At 45.3% G+C, this 16,608-nt stretch carries 10 protein-coding genes; 6 read left to right on the top strand and 4 right to left on the bottom strand.

The features are described 5' to 3' along the window. Window positions 1-48: 48 nt before the first annotated feature. Window positions 49-1,800, bottom strand: coding sequence for a mechanosensitive ion channel (locus tag RAH45_RS12920; protein WP_144298018.1), 1,752 nt, complete (start codon window positions 1,798-1,800; stop codon window positions 49-51). Between the two features lie 416 nt (window positions 1,801-2,216). Here RAH45_RS12920 and RAH45_RS12915 point away from each other — a divergent pair, with 416 nt between their 5' ends. Then, window positions 2,217-2,948 (top strand): BamJ family beta-barrel-assembly machinery protein, encoded by a 732-nt coding sequence (locus RAH45_RS12915; RefSeq protein WP_193030902.1) that lies wholly within the window; start codon window positions 2,217-2,219, stop codon window positions 2,946-2,948. A 140-nt stretch (window positions 2,949-3,088) separates the two neighbouring features. Here the strand turns inward: RAH45_RS12915 and argA are convergent, their stop codons facing one another. Then, window positions 3,089-4,411 carry an amino-acid N-acetyltransferase gene (gene argA / locus RAH45_RS12910; protein ID WP_306495341.1) on the bottom strand — a complete coding sequence of 441 codons (1,323 nt, stop codon included), beginning with the start codon at window positions 4,409-4,411 and terminating at the stop codon, window positions 3,089-3,091. Between the two features lie 329 nt (window positions 4,412-4,740). Between argA and RAH45_RS12905 the strand changes: the two genes are divergently transcribed. Then, the gene (locus RAH45_RS12905; RefSeq protein WP_193030898.1) at window positions 4,741-5,328 is read left to right on the top strand and encodes a hypothetical protein; all 588 of its coding nucleotides are present in this window, start codon (window positions 4,741-4,743) and stop codon (window positions 5,326-5,328) included. Between the two features lie 223 nt (window positions 5,329-5,551). On the opposite strand, the gene RAH45_RS12900 is transcribed toward RAH45_RS12905, so the two are convergent. Together RAH45_RS12900 and RAH45_RS12895 are read right to left on the bottom strand one after the other, a co-directional pair. Then, window positions 5,552-6,514: an IS30 family transposase gene (locus tag RAH45_RS12900; protein ID WP_193030505.1), complete on the bottom strand. Its 963-nt coding sequence runs from the start codon at window positions 6,512-6,514 to the stop codon at window positions 5,552-5,554. Between the two features lie 61 nt (window positions 6,515-6,575). Beyond that, window positions 6,576-7,589 (bottom strand): patatin-like phospholipase family protein, encoded by a 1,014-nt coding sequence (locus RAH45_RS12895; RefSeq protein ID WP_306495340.1) that lies wholly within the window; start codon window positions 7,587-7,589, stop codon window positions 6,576-6,578. Between the two features lie 218 nt (window positions 7,590-7,807). Here RAH45_RS12895 and recG point away from each other — a divergent pair, with 218 nt between their 5' ends. The 4 genes from recG to RAH45_RS12875 all read left to right on the top strand — a co-directional run bounded on the left by recG (window position 7,808) and on the right by RAH45_RS12875 (window position 16,433). Next, on the top strand, window positions 7,808-10,123 hold the full coding sequence (gene recG, locus RAH45_RS12890) for an ATP-dependent DNA helicase RecG (protein WP_306495339.1): 2,316 nt from the start codon (window positions 7,808-7,810) through the stop codon (window positions 10,121-10,123). A 451-nt stretch (window positions 10,124-10,574) separates the two neighbouring features. Next, on the top strand, window positions 10,575-11,669 hold the full coding sequence (locus RAH45_RS12885; RefSeq protein WP_068406115.1) for an OmpW/AlkL family protein: 1,095 nt from the start codon (window positions 10,575-10,577) through the stop codon (window positions 11,667-11,669). A 361-nt stretch (window positions 11,670-12,030) separates the two neighbouring features. Further along, window positions 12,031-13,338, top strand: coding sequence for an efflux RND transporter periplasmic adaptor subunit (locus tag RAH45_RS12880; protein WP_068406112.1), 1,308 nt, complete (start codon window positions 12,031-12,033; stop codon window positions 13,336-13,338). Then, window positions 13,335-16,433, top strand: coding sequence for an efflux RND transporter permease subunit (locus tag RAH45_RS12875; RefSeq protein WP_068406109.1), 3,099 nt, complete (start codon window positions 13,335-13,337; stop codon window positions 16,431-16,433). The genes RAH45_RS12880 and RAH45_RS12875 overlap by 4 nt, the downstream gene beginning before the upstream one ends. Window positions 16,434-16,608 lie beyond the last annotated feature (175 nt).

Genomic DNA, 16,608 nt, shown 5'->3' with positions numbered 1-16,608 from the left:
AAAAGACAGCCTAGGCTGTCTTTTTTGTACTTAAAATATAATCACTGCTTATTTATTATTGGTATCGTCATATAAACCGCTACCAGGCAGGATGTTATTGTTAGCAATATCATCATCAGTGATACTACCATCGTTAACGTTGTTATTTACGTTAGTATTGGCAGTATTGTTGATGTCAGAAGTATTGATAGTGTCCGTATTCACCCGTGTTGTATCAACGATATCGGTATGAATATCAGGAGTTGATGTAGTCGCAGGCTTAGCCGTTGGCGTATTCTCACGCACTGACGCGGCAACTTTATCTTGCGTCGATGAGTTAGGTGTTAGAGCAGATTTCGCTTTTGCTTCGTCACGTTCTCTGTCCATCTTATCTTGCATTTTACGGAGGAAGCGAGCAGCTGCTTCTTGACCGCCAAGACCAAATGATAGGGCAAATGCAACCGCAACCGCACCTAAGGTTAGACCGAATGCTAAGTTAACGATAGAATCAGCGATACCCATCGCTTTTAGACCCATTGCCAATACTAGGCCCATGATTAAGACACGTACAATGTTTGCTAAGAACTGTGAACCTTGTTCAGAGCGCTCAACGACACCAGCGATGATGTTGGCAAGCCAAAAACCAATGAACAGAATGATTGCGCCTAAAATAATATTGGCACCAAAAGCAATAAACATAGCGATGATGGCTGAGATAGGTTCGAAACCTAATAGATCAGCGGCAGCGATAGCAGCAAATAACATGGCAAAGAAGATAATCGCATAACTGACAAGATCAGAAATCTTCTTATCACCCATGGTTTCTTGCAGACCAACTTTCGCAGGTAATTGGTTGATTTGAGTATTTTCGATCAAACCTTTGATGATGTTAGCGACCATACGTACTACATAGAAGGTCACGATTAAAATCGCTGCTGCCATAAATATATTTGGCAACGCTTCCATGATTTTGTTCAGCATGTTAGTTGCAGGGCGCGCAATCACATCGATTTTTAGCGCATTTAAAGCAGCAATAATCGTTGGGATGATAACCACTAAAAACGCTAATGAACCTGCGATATTAGGCAAGCTGTTTTGTTCGCTTAGACCTGCTTTTGATGCAAGCTTCTGTACATCGAAAGTAGAAACTAAGTTGGTGACAATGCCGCGTACGACTTTGGCGATGATATAACCCACCACGAAGACCACACCAGCAATAAGAATATTAGGAATAAAGCTAAAGATTTTATCAACCATATTGGTCAATGGCGCAAATAAACCATCAAGCTCTAACTGACCAAGTACCATGGTCAATACAACCAAAAGGATGAACCAGTAAACCATATCAGCAATGGTGCTGCTCATTGGTTTTACGCCTGCCTTGGCACTTAAACGCTCATCCATTGAGGTTTTTGCTAATGCTGCGTTAATGGCAGTACGCGCAACGGTCGCAATGACCCAACCAATCACACCAACAGCAATCGCGGCGATAAGGTTTGGAATAAAGGTCAAGACTTGATTGACCATATTAGCGAATGGCGCTGAGATAGAATTTAGATTCAGCTGACTTAACGCGCCTGAAATCGCAATGATGAAAATAAACCAAAAGACGATTTTTGAGATAATGCCTTCTAAATCGTAGCTTTTACCGGTTGAAGAATTCATGCGTTGGTTAAGATTTACTTTTGACAACACACCACGTACAAGGGCAGCGATACCCAGTGCCACAAGCCAACCAATGATAAAAATTAAAATAGCGCCGATGATGGAACCAATAGGGCCACCCAGATAACCGTTGAACGATGTATACATTGGATTCATCCTGTCCTCCTTTAATGATCATGCATTCCTTATCGAATAATCACTGCTCTACAATATAAGCCTGATTATTGGTAACGAACCCATACCTAATTATTAATATTTTTAATTGATATTATTCAAGAAGTGTTTTTTATAAGACCCTAACTAACATTCTGTGCAGATTGTTAACAAAATCTACGTTCTGTTACTTCTTACCTTAACCAATTTAGCTTAGCTGATGTAATGAGGTATTTAAAGACAGAAAGCTTAACGGCTTACTATAGTTGTGTGATAAGTTGTTAATTTGGCGGCAGATATTAACACAGACTGTACATTTGACCGATAATTTCAAGGGAATCGTAGCTCCTAAAACTAAGATTTGCTATGATAGAACAATGTGACATCTCGCCACTATCCTTACAATTTGAGAGTATTCTATGAAAAAAATTACTACCTTAAGCATTAGTGCCCTTGCTAGTGCGATGTTATTAGTTACCGGCTGTAATGCTAGTAATGGCAATAAAGAAAGCGCCAGCAAAAGCGTTTCAGTGACTGAAAAAAGCCCAGCCAATGAAAAAGTGGGTTACAGCTTGGGTTATATGATGGCAGAAGGTAATAAAGAAGCGGTCGGCGATCTGAACCTTAATACCTTTGAAAAAGGCTTCCGCGACGGCTATGAAGGTAAAGATTCAGCATTGACGCAAGAGCAAATGCAAGAAGTGTTGATGACTTATCAAAAAGAACAAGAAGAAAAGTTCGTCAAAGAGATGGAAGGCAAAGCTGAAGATAACAAAACCAAAGGTGCGGCATTCTTAGCAGAAAATGGTAAAAAAGAAGGCGTGAAAACCACCGCTTCTGGTTTGCAATATAAAGTATTGACCGCTGGTACTGGCAAATCACCAAAAGCGACTGACGTGGTCGAAGTCAACTACGAAGGTAAATTGCTTGACGGTACGGTATTTGACAGCTCTTATGAGCGCGGTGAGCCGATTGAATTTCCATTAAACCAAGTCATCGCTGGCTGGACAGAAGGCCTACAGTTGATGAAAGAGGGTGGCAAATACGAATTTTATATTCCATCTGATATCGCTTATGGCGAAGCAGGTAATGCGGGTATCGAGCCTAACAGCACGCTTATCTTTACCGTTGAGCTATTAAAAGTAAAATAAGGCGTTATTAGTTTTTTTATCCCTTTAGTTTAAAGCGGTTAAAAACAATAAAAAAGCCCTCTTAGTGTATGAGGGCTTTTTGCTGTACGCTAATTCGGCCAGTCGATGATTAATCGCTAATTACTTATAGTGTTTTTAAATTAAAGTGTTTTTTGGAACACTTTAGAATTGCGACCGTTATTATATTTTTCACGGCGCGCCTCCGGTAGAGTAGTAGCAGCAATTTCCGCAAAACCTTGCTCGACAAACCAATGTGCAGTACGAGTGGTCAGGACGAACAACTTATGCAAACCATGGCTGCGCGCTTGTTGCTCCAAAAACGCCAGCAGGTCAGCACCGCGGTTGCCACTACGATATTCAGGATGCACCGCCACACAAGCGACTTCGGCTGAATCTGCATCCAGTGGATAAAGCGCGGCACAACCCAAAATCATACCATCACGCTCAATGACGCTATAGTGATCAATTTCTTGTTCTAAGCGCTCGCGCGAGCGGCTGACCAAGATACCTTGTTGTTCTAGCGGGGTTAGTAGTTCAAGCAGTCCAACCACATCGTCGATATCAGCACGGCGAATCTCTTCATACGGGTCATGGCTAATCAAGGTGCCAGAACCATCACGGGTAAACAGCTCTTCGAGTAACGCGCCATTTTTGGCATAAGAGATGATATGGGTGCGATGTACGCCTTGACGGCAGGCATTACTGGCACAGCTTAAGAAGTAATTAATCTCGCAATTCAGATCACGATCGCGTAAAAAGCGGTCGACTTCATTTGGAATCATCTCACGTAATAAACGGTCTTCATGATTGATGCCGGCTTCTTCGCCTAAGAATATCAGCTTATCAGCACCGAGCGCCACAGCCGCACTAAGCGCGACATCTTCTGCCAATAAATTGAAAACTTCACCAGTCGCTGAATAACCCATTGACCCCAAAATCACAATATGGTCGTGTAACAGGTTGTTTTTAATGGCTTCGACATCGATTGAGCGCACTTCACCGGTCATCTGATAATCAACGCCATCACGTATTCCATAAGGACGCGCGGTGACAAAGTTGCCCGAAACCGCGTCAATGCGCGAGCCATACATGGGTGAGTTTGCTAAGCCCATCGATAGTTGGGCTTCGATTTGCAAACGAATCGCACCAACCGCTTGTAAGATAGCGGGCATAGCAACGCGCGGGGTCACGCGAATATCTTTATGCAAGGGGGAGGTAATCTGGGCGTCTTTCAAGTTTTTTTCGATTTGCGGTCGCGCGCCGTGTACCAGTACCAGTTTGATACCTAGACTGTGCAATAAAGCAAAGTCGTGAATCAAGGTACTAAAATTGGGATGATTGACCGCCTCACCGCCAAACATAATCACGAAAGTCTTACCGCGATGGGTGTTAATGTAAGGGGCAGAGTTGCGGAACCAGTGTACGTATTCAGGATTAATTTGTGGCATGGCGCTAGTAGTCATAATGGGTGCAATAGTTGTTAGAATAAGAAAAAGAGCATGACAGCAAAAGCGTGTCGCTAATGAATTACCATAGCAAAAAACACCGTTATGAGCTATCTTTTATTTTAGCCACTGTCATGAATCTTGGTAGCAAATAGATGATATACACAACCTCAACACGGGATTAGTGTACCGCCAAACGCTTTTTGTTATGCTAAGCGCTATTGCTTTAGCACCAGCTTACGCAGATAATTGATAAAAATAACCATGTTGTTGACCGACGCTTTATCAACAAATTGTTTTACCGCTATACTGTTTTACCGATACATTAACTAGGGATAATGAATGTCATGAAGAAAAGTAACCATTTTGCAAATCCATTCAGTGCGTGGAGCGGCCACCGCTTATTTCATGTTGTCGCTGGTACGCTCGTTGGCGTGATGGCAGTGACGCAGGCTTCAGCAATGTTGCCAACGCCAGAGCAAGCCGTTGATAATTCAGTGGCAATCGAGTCAAATGCCAACCCAGCCAGCACTTCAACGGCGCAAGCGGTCAATAGCAAAATCACCGCCTCATTGATTAGTGTTGATGCAAATGGTCAAGAAGTGCTGGTGCCAGTCAATGCCAATACGCGCCTGCAGTCAGGAAATGTCTTAGAATATCAAGGCTACTTTACCAATACCAATGCTGATCGCGTACGTAAAATGACTGTCACTATGAGTATTCCTGAGCAAGTAGAGTTGCTACGTGCCGTTTCTCCTGACTTCCCTTATGGTAGTGCTGACGGCAACACCTTTGCCCGTATGCCATTACGCGGTAAGGTTGATAATCAATTGCAAGAAATCCCGTTAAAATACTATAAAGCGGTACGTTGGGATTTAGAAGGCGTTGGTTTGAATGATACCGTTGTGGTTAAATATCGTGCACGCGTTAAATAAGTTGGTTTTTTGATATTTATCTAATGCTTGCCGAATCGAAAAGCACCACAGTCTAAGGTCTAGGCTGTGGTGCTTTTTTTATAAACAACTTACTAACTCAGATTTGGTAAAATGGCTTTTACCAGCTGAATGTGCTTTTGAAATTAAAGCGTGGCATATTTACTTGGCAGCTTTTCTACAATACCTTTTTCTTTCAGGGCTTTGTCTTTTATAAGCCTTAGATTCAACATTGAAGTGCAACGCACCCGAAGCTAGATTTTATCTCAAGCGGTGTTCTAAACCCTAGCACCTTTCTTGGTCGATTATTTAAACTGTCTTCAATCGACTGAACTAAGTGCCTGCATAGGTTATCTAGACGCATCGACTTAGGTAGAAACTGACGAATTAAACCATTGGTATTCTCATTCGTTCCGCGCTCCCAAGAATGATAAGGCTGAGCGAAGTAAATATCAGCCTTTAACGCGGTTGCCATCGCTTCATGGTCAGCAAACTCTTTACCGTTGTCAAAGGTGATGCTTAACGCCTGCTCACCTTTTAACATGTCAATACAAGCTTGTGTGACAGCTTTTGCCTTACGATTGGGTAGCGCTTTGATCTTAGTCTCTCGAGTCGTTCTATCTACTAAAGTAACCAGAACACCTTGATGTCCATGACCAACCACCGTATCCCCTTCATAATCGCCCATACGACTGCGTGTCTCAATGATGCTAGGACGCTCAGTGATATCACAGCGGTTCGCTATTTTCCCGCGCCTATCATTGCCTTGCAGATACCGTCTCTTATAACGCTTTTGACATCTGAGGGTGGTGTGTAGAGCACCCCCTGCCTTTTTGTCAGTATAGATGTGTTGGTATATCGATTCATGGCTTGGGACATCTTCCCAACCCAGCATCCTCAGTCGCCCTGTTATCTGTTCAGGGGAGTAGTGCTTGCTGAGTAGATGCTCAATATAGCACCAGCCAAAGCGACTAATCTGTGTGCTATTCTTAACTTTGCGCGCTTTTGCCAAACGATGGGCTTGTTTGGGGCGATAACCCCTTTGTCCCAGGTTTCGCCTTATCTCTCGACTCACCGTTGATTTATGACAGCCGATAATTCTAGCTATTTCACTCATGCCTTTTTTAGCTTGCAATAGTGCTGATATTTGATATCTTTGCTCTTGGGTAAGATGTGTATAGTGTTTCATAACGTTCTGATATGTAGGAGTTGAAGTTTGAAATGCAACACGGCACATCTTACTCTTCAACTCATTCTTTTAAAACGTTGCACTTCTTATTTGAATCTAGGAGCTGTTTAATGGCGGCAATCTGCGGGGTAGTGGCTTGCATGCCAGCCGTCATTAGCGCGCGTCGTTGACTGGTATCTAGCGAGCTAATATGACCGATATCGGGGATAATGATAATATCAGCGCGCTCACGTTCACGGCGCATTGCTGTCGAACGCTTGGTGTTTGATTGACTGGAATCAGTGACAGATGCGGTGGCATTTGCGACAAAACTGCTCTCAAGAAAGCCCCAAAAACTGCTTAATGAATTGATAGACGGTATTTTATTATTAGCGGGACTATTAGCATTCGCCGCCGTCACATCAACGGCGATGATAATATCGGCCCCTAAATCACGGGCGGTGTCGACTGGTACTAAGCTGACCACGCCACCATCGACATATTTTTTACCAATCTTTTCAGGAATGCGCGGCGCGATAAAAATATTGGGTACGCTGCACGATGCTTGTACTGCAAGTCCAGCATCGCCGCTGCTAAAAACGGCCTTTTTTAGCGTGTGTTTTTCGGCAGCAACCGCGGCAAAAGATATTGGAAAATTTTCTATAGCGCGTCCGCCAACTTTTGCATTAATAAAATTTTTAAGCTTAATACCTTCGATAAAGCCTTGGTTTGATAAGGTGAAATCTGTCAATTCGCTATCAGAAGTATTTAACGCCAATTGTTCAAGCTGTTTGGCGTTATAACCACTGGCATATAAGCTGCCAATTAGACTGCCAATACTGGTACCGACCACTAGCGTTGGCGTGATACCGTTTTCTTCTAAGGCTTTAATCACGCCAATATGAGCAAAGCCCTTGGCACCGCCGCCGCCTAAGACTAAGGCGACCTTTGGCTGCTTGTTTAAAGGAGCGACGGTTTCAATAACTGGCGGCAAACTTTGGCAAGCACTAATAAACACGCCCAATATGCCAAGCATACTAAATCGCAGCAAGCGTGCTAAATGACGATAGCCATTATAATGAGTAGATAAAAACATACGCGAAAATCACCATAGAGCAATAAAGAGGTATACGATAAGCCATTCATCAGTCGCTTAGTGAGAAATCAGCTAGACGCCATATCGTTAAATAGCTTAGCATAGGTAAGTCGCTTGTCAGTTATAATCATCATGATTAAATATTTTATAGAGGTTGATGATTATAGCTTTTATAAGACCAAATATACGTTAAATCATAACCATCATTAGGATTATTGATGCCCACATCGGTTAGCCGCACTCCTACCTTGAACTCAGCAGACACTATAAGGCCTGAGATGCCCGTTTCCGCGCTTGATATGCCGGTGACGGCACTGGCGGGCGTGGGGCCAAAAGTGGCGGAGCAGTTGTCCCAGTTAGGTATCGAGCGCATTTTTGATTTGCTGTTGCATCTACCGCGTGATTATGAAGATCGTAGCCGATTGGTATCGATAGCTGATGTGGCGCATGGGCAAGCCGCTTTGATTACTGGGCGGGTGGTGCATGTCGATACCAAGCGCAGTGGTATGACCGTGATGGTCGATGATGATACTGGCACGATATCGCTGCGTTTTTTTAAGGTCTATCGTGGCCTTGCGCAAACGATGAGTCTCGGCACACAGCTACAATTATTTGGCGAAGTAAAGGTCAGTCGTTACGGTAAGCAGATACATCATCCTGAATATCAAGTGATCAGTAGCAATGAAGCCATCGTCAATACAGGGTTACAGCCGATTTATCCAAGTGTTAAAGGCTTGCATCAAAATAAGCTGCGCACGCTAATTAAGCTTGCGCTGCAAACGGTGCGCACCCAAGGTCTACCCATGACCTTGTTTACGCCTGCCGACTTTGCGGTGGTTGCTGATTTACCGTTAGCGCCTTTTGAGCCTGCTAAATTGGCAATGGCAGAAGATGATTTTCCAGACGATATATTCTCAACCCTTGCGCGCCGTGTGCCTGACAATTCAATAAGCAATATTGGCAACGCAACTGCAGTTAATGACATGGCTAATCAAAACGTTTATAACCTAACGATATTTGAAGCCTTAGTATTGCTGCATACGCCGCCAACTTATACCGATGCAGGACGACAATATCAGCTGCTTACGCAACTAAGCGCCCGCACTCATGCTGCCTGTCAGCGATTAATCATTGAAGAATTAACCGCGCATCAACTGAGCCTACTATATCGCCGTCAGCAATTGCATCAGCATAAAGCGCCTAAATGTACGATGAGTAGCCCGCTTGCCGATAAGCTATTTGCCGCATTGCCGTTTGATTTAACCAGCGCGCAGCAACGCGTCATGAAAGACATCAAGGCTGATATGGCGACTTCTATTCCGATGCTCCGACTGGTACAAGGAGATGTTGGCGCAGGCAAAACTTTGGTCGCGGCGGGGGCGGCGGGCTATGCGCTCGATAGTGGCTGGCAGGTTGCGGTCATGGCACCAACAGAAATCTTAGCAGAACAGCATTTGCTCAATTTTAAAAACTGGTTTGAGCCGTTAGGGGTCGGCGTTGGCTGGCTTGCTGGCAAACAAACCGCCAAGCAGCGCCGTGAAGCGTTAGAAGCGGTGGCAGAAAATACGGTGCAAATAGTAGTTGGTACGCATGCCTTATTTCAAGAGCAGGTACAGTTTGCTAAACTAGGCTTAGTCATCATCGATGAACAGCACCGCTTTGGCGTTGAGCAGCGTATGGCCCTGACCAATAAGGGCGTGGCCAATAGCACCCCGCATCAGCTCATTATGACGGCAACCCCGATTCCGCGTACGCTGGCGATGAGCGTTTATGGTGATATGGATACATCTATCATTGATGAGCTGCCTCCGGGGCGTACGCCAATTACCACGGTGACGATTGACCGTAACCGCCGCGACGAAGTCATTGAGCGTATTGCGGTCAATTGTGAAGCGGGCAGACAGGCGTATTGGGTTTGCTCATTGGTAGAAGAATCAAGCGTGCTCGATGCGCAGGCAGCAGAAGCGACTTATGAGGACTTAAATGAGCGCTTAGATATTCGCATTGGCTTGGTACATGGCAAAATGAAGTCTGCTGACAAACAAGCCATCATGCAAGAGTTTAAAGCGGGTAACTTAGATTTATTGATTGCCACAACGGTCATCGAAGTGGGCGTTGATGTACCTAATGCGTCGTTAATGGTCATCGAAAACGCCGAACGTTTGGGTTTATCGCAACTACATCAGTTGCGCGGGCGGGTTGGGCGTGGTTCGACCAAAAGCTTCTGCGTACTGTTATATCAAAAGCCGTTATCAGAGACGGGTACGGAGCGCTTAAATGTGCTGCGTGACAGCACCGACGGTTTTGTGATTGCGCAAAAAGACTTGGAGCTACGCGGCCCCGGTGAGCTGTTAGGCAAACGTCAAACCGGTAACGTCGGTTATTATTTGGCCGACCTTATCCGCGATGAGCAACTATTTGCCATTGCGCAGCGCCTAGCGAAACATCTTATCTCTGACCCAACACGTAAAGCGGACGTCAGCCAACTTATCCATCGCTGGATGCCAGAAGCCAGTCGCTATACCAATGCTTAATAATTAACGCTTGCTTAGTAACTGAGCCAATTCTCTGTCATCAACTCTCCTAAAAAAGCCATTATTTTTTTAAAGATAATGGCTTTTTCTTATGGGTTTTATAAGCTATTTATTAGCGCAAATAAACACTCTATTTTTATTTTCATCAACTAATATTGACTCAGCTGTTCTCTAAACTTTCTTGATATGACGATTGAGGTATGGCAGTTTACGGCAGTGAAGCATAACTATGTGCTTTATCTATTTACTAGAATATTCTGCTGTAGATGTATTTTTTGGTGAAAATAAACCTCTAAAAACAGCACATTTCTAGTCGTTTTACCGATTCTAACAGGACGTTAGGATAGGAGTTTGATTGGCTTAATTTTGCCAGCTTTGTCTGATTTTCTTCGTCATTACTGTGCCATTCATGCTTTTAATTAACGGCCTGAATTTTTTACAAGGATGTATCATGAACAAGACGTTAACCCTCGCTTGCGCTATCGCCGCACCATTATTATTCAGCCAATCCGCTGTTGCCGAGTTTGATTATTTCAAAACCGATGGTAGTTTCAAACGCTTTTCTGTTTCGGCTGGTTGGTTGCACGCTTCTCCGCAAGGCAAAGCCAATCCAATGCAAACTACGACCGCTGCCAAAGATGGTACGGTTGCCGATAATGGCAGTGTAAAAGTAAAAACGGTGCGAGAGGTATTGGTGAAAGATCAAGACCGTTTCGGCTTCATAGATGGCACATTAAAGGGTTTAGGAGCGGAAACGGATTTGTCCGACGTTACAATATTAGGTGACGTTTCTGGTACGACCAAAATTAATGGCTTAGAGAGTTGGACCAGTGCTGGTACTGGACTTGAGGCCGATGATGTCGATACGTTTGGTCTGTTATTTAACTATTATATGAATGATCATTGGTCGATTGAGGTCAAAGCCGGTATACCGCCCAAAGTTGATATTTTAGGGCAAGGGCAAGTATATGCACCGCTCTCGGGCAAAGTCAGTCCTAGCGGTATTGCAGGCGGATTATTGGGCGATTTTGATATTTCCAAAAATATTCCCATTACTGATTTAACTCAAGGCGGCGGGGTATCTTCAAGCGCTCGCGCGTGGCTGCCAGCAGCTGGGGTGCAATATCAATTTGGCAAATCTGGGGTCAATAAATTTCGCCCCTATGTCGGCGCAGGGGTGATGTATGCTTATTTTAATGATATCGAGCTCAATGACGGTATTCGTAACGATTTAGAAATGGCTGGTCATCAAATCCAAAATATTAAGGATGGGAAAGCGGGCGCTGCATTAGAAAATGTAAAATCGACTCAGGGCATGAGCGTCGACGTTGAAGCAGACAGCGCCTTTGCACCTATCGTGACAATTGGCGCGACTTATGATTTTAATGACAAATGGTTTGGCGTTGGTTCTGTATCCTATGCAAAACTCGATAGTGATACGACCATCACCGTTCAAAACGATAGTGGTGAAGAGTTGATTCGAGCGAAAACCAACCTTGATATCGATCCGTATATTACCTATCTTGGCGTTGGCTATCGTTTTTAATAAACGAGTTAAGAAACATTAAGTTAGTAGCATCTTGATAAATATAGCGCACATTCTTAGGGATGTGCGTTGTGCTTTTTAAAAGTTAAAAAAGAAGTTTGATTTAGACAAATTTATCAAGCAGTCGTTTTACTTAGTTATCATTTTTATCCGCTTCGCTTTGCCAGTTTTACGCCCATCCTACTATTAATAGAAGCAGACTTACGAAGCTAAAACACGATATATAAAAATAAGATGATGACTTAATATATGCTATCCTCAATAAATTTATAGACTATTGTAATCATAAATAGCCCCTTTTTTAGCTATAATTTTCTAACTTTATACCCTTTCTAATTGCCTGTATTGACAGAGAGTTATCATGAGCGATGTTGAAGACAAACAGCGACCAGTTGAGTCTGAGCTACCACCTTACCGCCAAGCGGATGCACGTGCGCCCAAATCATCATCGAAATATCCTTGGTGGTTATTGCCAGTATTAGCCGTAGTCCTTGTGATTGGGGTTTTGGTCGGTAAGTATTGGGGCGGCGATAAAGATGCGAGTGTTGATTCACCAGCGGCTAACAAGGCACAAAGCGCAAACGCTGACCTAAAGGAGAGCAGCAATCAGCAGGCAGTGCTTTCGGTCGAAACGGTGATGCCAAGCCAAGACAGTATTGGTAATACCTTAAGCGCTGACGGCACCATCAGTGCCAAAGATGTCGCCAATGTCAGCCCTAAAGTAAATGGTGTGGCTATCGAGCAGGTGTTGGTTGAAGAAGGCGATCGCGTTAAAGCGGGGCAAGTCCTGGCGATATTTGATACCGATGCCATGCAGCAGCAAGTCTTGCAGGCGGAGGCCGATGTTGCCGAAGCCGAAGCAACGCTTGCCAATGCAACTGCCGATGCCGCTCGTGTCCTGCCATTGATTGAGATTGATGCCATCAGTAGGCAAGAAGCGGATCGCTATCGTACCTCAAAACTACAGGCAGAGGCGGCATTGCAAGCCTCTAAAGCCCGTCTTAGTACCCAGCGCTTGAGCGTGAAAAATGCCAATGTGGTCGCACCGGTAAGCGGTGTCATCAGTGAAAAAATGGCGGAAGTCGGTATGGTTGCTGGTGGTGAGCCTTTATTTACTATTATTAAAGGCGGTATTTTAGAGTGGCGTGCTGATATCGATCCTAAACTTCTTGGTGAAGTCAGTGTTGGCACGCCAGTGCGCGTCAGCTTGCCAGCCGGCGATTCGGTTATGGGTAAGGTTAATCGTATTGCGCCAACGGCTGATGATAATCGCCAAATCACCATTTATGCTAGCCTTGCTGCAAACTCAAAAGTACGCGCGGGCATGTACCAAACGGGCGAGTTTTTATTGGGTAGTACCAGCGCGCAAACGGTGCCCAATAGCGCTATCGTCAGCAATGACGGTTATGATTACGTGATGCTAGTGACCAATATTAAGAGCCAAGACGGTCAAAACATTGGCCGTATCAAGCAACAACGCGTGAGTTTGGGTGAGCGCTTTGGTGATAGTGTAGCGCTGGCAGAGCCACTACCAGCAGACAGCCGACTGGTAAAGCAGGGCGGTAGCTTTTTAAACGACGGCGACTTGGTACGTGTGGTTGATGGCCTAAATACCGCCAATGATACATCAGTCAGCCAAACTGGCACAGCCACGCAGGCGCGCTCATGAGTTTAAATGTCTCCGCTTACTCGATTAGAAATCCTTTAGTTGCCATCTTGCTGTTTGTGCTGCTGACCTTGGGCGGCATCTACGGTTTTATGCAAATGAAGGTGCAGCAATTCCCCGATATTGACCTGCCAGCGGTGGTGGTGACGGTGACCTTGCCGGGAGCCGCGCCATCGCAGCTCGAAAACGACATTGCCAAAAAGATAGAAAATAAGCTCACCAGTATTGAGGGCGTTAAGCATATTCGTACCACCCTACAAACGGGTGCCGCGACCATGGTCACCGAGTTTGTCCTAGAAAAAGACATACAAGAAGCGGTCGACGATGTACGTTCGGCGGTCGGTGAAGTACGTGGCGATTTGCCAGCTGCTGCCAATGACCCCATCATTACCAAAGTCTCAACGGCTGGGTTTCCCGTCGTCACTTACTCGGTTGCCTCTGACAATATGAATGTCGAGGATTTGTCTTGGTTCGTCGATGATACGGTCACCAAGCGTTTATCCGATATTCCAGGGGTCAGTACCGTTAGCCGCATCGGTGGTTTGCAACGTGAAATCACCGTTGCTGCCGACCCGATTGTGTTGAGCGGTTTGAAATATCCTATCGCTCAGCTATCAGAACAAATCACTGGTATTCAACAAGACAGCTCAGGCGGTGAAGCGGAAGTAGGTAAAACCACCCAGACTATTCGGGTACTTGGGGCGGTTGAACGTGCCAGTGATTTGAACAATTTACAAGTCGCGGTACCGACAGGTGGTACGCAAGCGCTTGGACGTATGGCACAAATCACCGATGGGGCTGCTGATCCAAGCTCGATTGCTAAGCTTGATGGGCAAACAGTGGTGGCATTTAATATCACCCGTTCGCGCGGTGCCAGTGAGGTTGAGGTGATGGAGCTGGTTGACGCCGAGCTTGCCAAGCTGTCAGCCGATGTCGGCAATATCGATATTGAAAAAGTCTACGATAGAGCCACGCCAATTGCCGAAGATTACAAAGCATCGTTACGCATGCTAATAGAAGGTGGTTTACTTGCAGTCGTCGTGGTGTTCTTATTTTTACGCAATATCCGCGCGACTTTTGTGGCAGCCGTGGCGTTGCCGTTGTCGGTTATTCCTACTTTTTTAGGTATGTACTTATTTGGCTTTAGCTTAAATATTATCTCCTTATTAGCACTGTCATTGGTCATTGGCGTCTTAGTCGATGATGCGATTGTAGAAGTTGAAAATATTATCCGCCATTTGCGCATGGGCAAGACGCCTTATGAAGCTGCGATGGAAGCAGCTGATGAGATTGGTTTAGCAGTCGTCGCGACCACATTTACTCTCATTGCGGTATTTTTACCGACAGCTTTTATGGGCGGTATTGTCGGGCAGTTTTTCCGGCAATTTGGTTGGACTGCCGCCTTATCGATATTTGCATCGTTAATGGTCGCGCGTCTTATCACTCCGATGATGGCCGCTTATATATTGCGCCCAGAAAAAAAGCATGTCGAAAAACAAAGCGCGCTCATGGATTGGTATTTAAAAGTGGTCTCTTGGACGCTGCATCATCGCTGGATTACCATGGGTGCGACATTACTCTTGTTTGTAGCATCACTTGCCTTGGTGAAATTACTACCAACGTCCTTTATTCCTGATAATGATATTGACCAAACGCGGGTTGAAATTGAGCTAACGCCAGATGTGGCGCTAGAAGATACCGAACGTGTGGCGGCGATGGCCAGTGAGCGTATATTGGCCATGCCTGAAGTGAGCCATATTTTCACCTCGGTAGGCGAAGCGCAAGCGGCAATGGAAGCCAGCTCTGGCGGCAAAGCTGAAAATATCGCAGGCTTAGATATCGTATTGGCCCCACGCGCAGAGCGTGGCTCTAAGCAAGAGATTGAACGGCAAATAAGCAGCATGCTCTCAGAAGTACCCGGCGCACGCTTTACCGTTGGTTTATCGAGTGGCGGTGAGACCGGTTATAATTTTTCTTTGACCAGTACCGACCCGCGTTTACTTGAGCAAACCGCGCAGCAAATAATGGCAGAGATTCGGGCGTTACCAAGTGCCGGCGCTGTCACCAGTGATCGTAGTCTACCGCGTCAAGAGCTAACGGTAACTCCAGACAGACTAGCGATGGCAGATAAAGGCGTGACCACGCAAGATATCGCCACCACCTTACGTGTGGCGACTGTTGGTGACTATGAGCAGCGGTTATCTAAGCTCAATCTCGATACACGCCAGATTCCTATCGTGGTGCGCCTGCCAGATGTTGCCAAACAAAACGTCAGTCAATTAGAAGGCTTATATGTCCCAAATGCATTGCCACCGGGACAAGGTGTACGGGTAGGTGAAGTTGCATCGTTAAACTTTGGTACCGGACCTGCGCAAATCAGCCGCCTTGATCGTGAGCGGGCGATTAGTATCACCGTGCAGCCTGCCAATGGCGAGCTTGGTGACTTGGTGCAAGCAGTAAAAGCCATACCCAGTATGCAGCAACTACCGACCTCTATTACTATTATCGATCAAGGACAAGCCGAAAACATGGCTGAGCTATTTAGCGGCTTTGTGATTGCGATGTCTGTCGGTGTGGTCTGTATCTTAGGTGTACTGATTTTATTATTTGGGCGGATATTGCAGCCATTTACCATTTTGATGGCTCTACCGTTGTCTATCGGTGGCGCTTTTGTCGGCTTGGTTATTACCAAGAGTAGTCTGTCGATGCCATCGATGATTGGTTTTATCATGCTGATGGGCATCGCCACCAAAAACTCTATCTTATTAGTCGATTATGCCTTGATTGCTCAGCGCCGAGGCTTGGCGCGTTTTGATGCCATTATCGATTCTTGTCGTAAGCGTGCGCGGCCAATTATTATGACCACCATTGCGATGGGCGCTGGCATGATGCCGCTGGTATTTGGCTGGGGCGATGCTGATCCTACTTTCCGTCGTCCGATGGCTGCCGCGGTATTGGGTGGTTTGGTGACCTCAACCTTATTAAGCCTCGTAGTCATTCCCGTGGTTTATACCTTGATGGATGACTTATCAGGATGGTTTGGCAAATGGTTGATACCGCATGGTAAAGAGAAGGAAAGCGTCGTTATTGAAAAATAATTCGTACTAGTAAAGCTGCTGGGTCAATCAAATAGGAATTGGTTGATCTAGGGTTTTGCACCCTGTTAATAATAAGGGTTAGGAGTATTATTGACCTTCCAAAATATTGCCTAAACTTAAGGCATAGCTCAAATTAAAGCCATGCTGACTACAACATATCTAAAAACCTAACCGC

This window comes from Psychrobacter sp. van23A (assembly GCF_030845275.1).
Classification (GTDB): Bacteria; Pseudomonadota; Gammaproteobacteria; order Pseudomonadales; family Moraxellaceae; genus Psychrobacter; species Psychrobacter faecalis.
Note: the sequence above shows the minus strand (reverse complement) of the source record. Positions and strands in the feature narration are given on the sequence as shown.

Bases quoted from the DNA above. Each gene is read 5' to 3' on its own strand.
- RAH45_RS12920 (WP_144298018.1), bottom strand. From the start codon at position 1,800: ATGAATCCAATGTATACATCGTTCAACGGTTATCTGGGTGGCCCTATT.
- RAH45_RS12915 (WP_193030902.1), top strand. From the start codon at position 2,217: ATGAAAAAAATTACTACCTTAAGCATTAGTGCCCTTGCTAGTGCGATG.
- argA (WP_306495341.1), bottom strand. From the start codon at position 4,411: ATGACTACTAGCGCCATGCCACAAATTAATCCTGAATACGTACACTGG.
- RAH45_RS12905 (WP_193030898.1), top strand. From the start codon at position 4,741: ATGAAGAAAAGTAACCATTTTGCAAATCCATTCAGTGCGTGGAGCGGC.
- RAH45_RS12900 (WP_193030505.1), bottom strand. From the start codon at position 6,514: ATGAAACACTATACACATCTTACCCAAGAGCAAAGATATCAAATATCA.
- RAH45_RS12895 (WP_306495340.1), bottom strand. From the start codon at position 7,589: ATGTTTTTATCTACTCATTATAATGGCTATCGTCATTTAGCACGCTTG.
- recG (WP_306495339.1), top strand. From the start codon at position 7,808: ATGCCCACATCGGTTAGCCGCACTCCTACCTTGAACTCAGCAGACACT.
- RAH45_RS12885 (WP_068406115.1), top strand. From the start codon at position 10,575: ATGAACAAGACGTTAACCCTCGCTTGCGCTATCGCCGCACCATTATTA.
- RAH45_RS12880 (WP_068406112.1), top strand. From the start codon at position 12,031: ATGAGCGATGTTGAAGACAAACAGCGACCAGTTGAGTCTGAGCTACCA.
- RAH45_RS12875 (WP_068406109.1), top strand. From the start codon at position 13,335: ATGAGTTTAAATGTCTCCGCTTACTCGATTAGAAATCCTTTAGTTGCC.